Below are 2,010 nucleotides of genomic sequence, written 5' to 3'. Positions count from 1 at the left end.
GGAAGAGCACCGTGGTGGCGCCCATGAAGAACGTGGCGGGGCCATAGGTGATCCCGAGCCAGACCGACACCCGGTCGAGCAACCGTGGCGAGGCGGCCAGCAGCACGAGCACGAACCCGGCGGAGAGCCACAGCAGCGAGTACTTGGCTCGCATCTGGTTGCGCCGCACGAGCCGCAGCATGAAGAGCACGCTCGACAACGTGACGACCATCACGAGGATGTGCCCGCGGGTGCTCACGCGCGCCCACCGGTGGTGACGCGTCGGAGCTCGCGCCGGCGCAGGGGAGCCGGGGCCCGGCTGAACATCGACACCAGCACGCGCAGGTAGTGATACGCGAGCTTGACGTTGCGGGTCGACGGCACACCGCCCGCCCGTAGCCGCATGCGCACCGGCACCTCGACCACCTGGAAGCCTCCGTAGCAGGCGAGCAACAACGCCTCGGCGGTGTCGCCGAGATACTCCACGGGGTAGTTGCGCGCGAAGAACTCCAAGAGCGGAGCGGAGAACGCACGAAACCCCGACGACGTGTCGGAGAAGCGGTGACCGGAGAGCAGGTGCACCGACAGGCGGAGGATGCGCATGGCGTGACCCCGCAGTCGACCCACGTCGTATCGCGTCACCGCCTCCGCGAAGCGGCTGCCGATCACCATGTCGGCTCCCTGCTCGAGGCCGGCGAGCAACGCGGCGATCTCGCCCGGATCGTGCTGCCCGTCGCCGTCGAGCTGCACCGCTCGTTCATAGCCGTGACGGATGGCGTAGCGGAACCCGGTTCTCAGGGCCCCACCGACGCCCAGGTTGAACGGCAGCTGGGCCACGATCGCGCCTGCGGCCCGGGCCACGTCGGCCGTGCCGTCCGTGGAGCCGTCGTCGACGACGAGGACAGCGGCATCGGGCAGGCACGCACCCAACTCGAGCAGCACACCGGCGAGCGACTCGGCCTCGTTGAGCGCGGGAACGATCACGAGCGTCCGCGGCGCGCGGCCTGGAGGCTGCGGACCGGGCGTCGCGGCTGTCGGGGGAGCCGTGCCTGCAAAGTCCTGTCGAACCGGCACGCCGAGATCCTACGTGACCGGACCGGCCCGCTGGTTGCTCCGCGGTCAGAGGCTCCGCCGGCTCAGAGCAAACGGCGCACGATCGACCAGTACGCGGCCAGCACCCGGTCGAGGGGCCGGAGCGCGGGCGGGAGCGGCAGGTTCCGGGCATCGAAGTGCCCCGCAAGGAGGTGGGCGAGCTCGCGGTCCGCCCGCGTGCGCTCGGCCTGGAGGCGGCGGCGCCGCTCGACGACCCACCGCCGCCGTTCGAGGATCCACCTCCAGCCCGCCACCTTCTGGCGCAACCACCGCCCCTGAATGGCCACCGCGACCATTGCGAGCTCCAGCCCGAGGAGGGCGGGCGCGAGCAGGGTGAGGGTTCGACGCTCGAACACGGTCAGGCAGAAGAGCAGACGATTTCGCTCCACCAGGTAGTACTTCGAGGGGTTGCGCGAGAACTCGTAGCGGTGCGTCACGACAGCATCGGGCACGTAGACCACCCGGAGCCCCTGTTGCCAACAGCGCAGACTGAGCTCGGCGTCCTCGTGATACGCGATGTACTCGTCGGCGAACCCGCCGAAGCGCTCCCACTGCGCGCGCCGCATCGCCATGCCCGCCCCGCTCGCGCCCGTGACGTCCACTTCGACGGAGTGGTCGGCCGCCGGCTCGTCGAAGGAACCAGACCACCCGAAGCCGAGGAAGTGCACCGCGTTGCCACCCGAGTTGAGGCGCTCAGGAGCGTGGGCGAGACGGATGCTCCCGGTGGCGACGCCCACGTCGCTCCGGGAAGCCACCCGCGCCAATCGCTCGAGCGCCCCGGGATCGACGACCGCGTCCTGGTTCACCAACGCGATGACGTCGCCTTCGGCGAGGCTCGCGCCGAGGTTGCACCCACCGGCGAAGCCGAGGTTGCGTCCGGGCCGGACCACGCGGACGCCGGCTCGCTTACCCAACCGATCCACCGTCTCGTCCGTGCCC

The 2,010-nt window shown here is 70.5% G+C and carries 3 protein-coding genes; all 3 read right to left on the bottom strand.

Annotated elements, in window-relative coordinates; all coding sequences use genetic code 11:
- Positions 1 to 238: DUF2304 domain-containing protein (locus E6G06_22125; GenBank protein ID TML85237.1), on the bottom strand; the 238-nt coding region annotated here is incomplete at its 3' end.
- The gene (locus E6G06_22120) at positions 235 to 1,053 is read right to left on the bottom strand and encodes a glycosyltransferase family 2 protein (protein TML85236.1); all 819 of its coding nucleotides are present in this window, start codon (positions 1,051 to 1,053) and stop codon (positions 235 to 237) included. The genes E6G06_22125 and E6G06_22120, both read right to left, overlap by 4 nt.
- A 62-nt stretch (positions 1,054 to 1,115) precedes the next feature.
- Positions 1,116 to 2,010, bottom strand: an 895-nt coding sequence (locus tag E6G06_22115; protein ID TML85242.1) for a glycosyltransferase family 2 protein, incomplete at its 5' end; no start/stop codon positions are given.

It is taken from the genome of Actinomycetota bacterium (genome assembly GCA_005888325.1).
Taxonomy (GTDB): Bacteria; Actinomycetota; Acidimicrobiia; order Acidimicrobiales; family AC-14; genus AC-14.
This window is presented reverse-complemented; position numbering and strand designations above follow the sequence as displayed.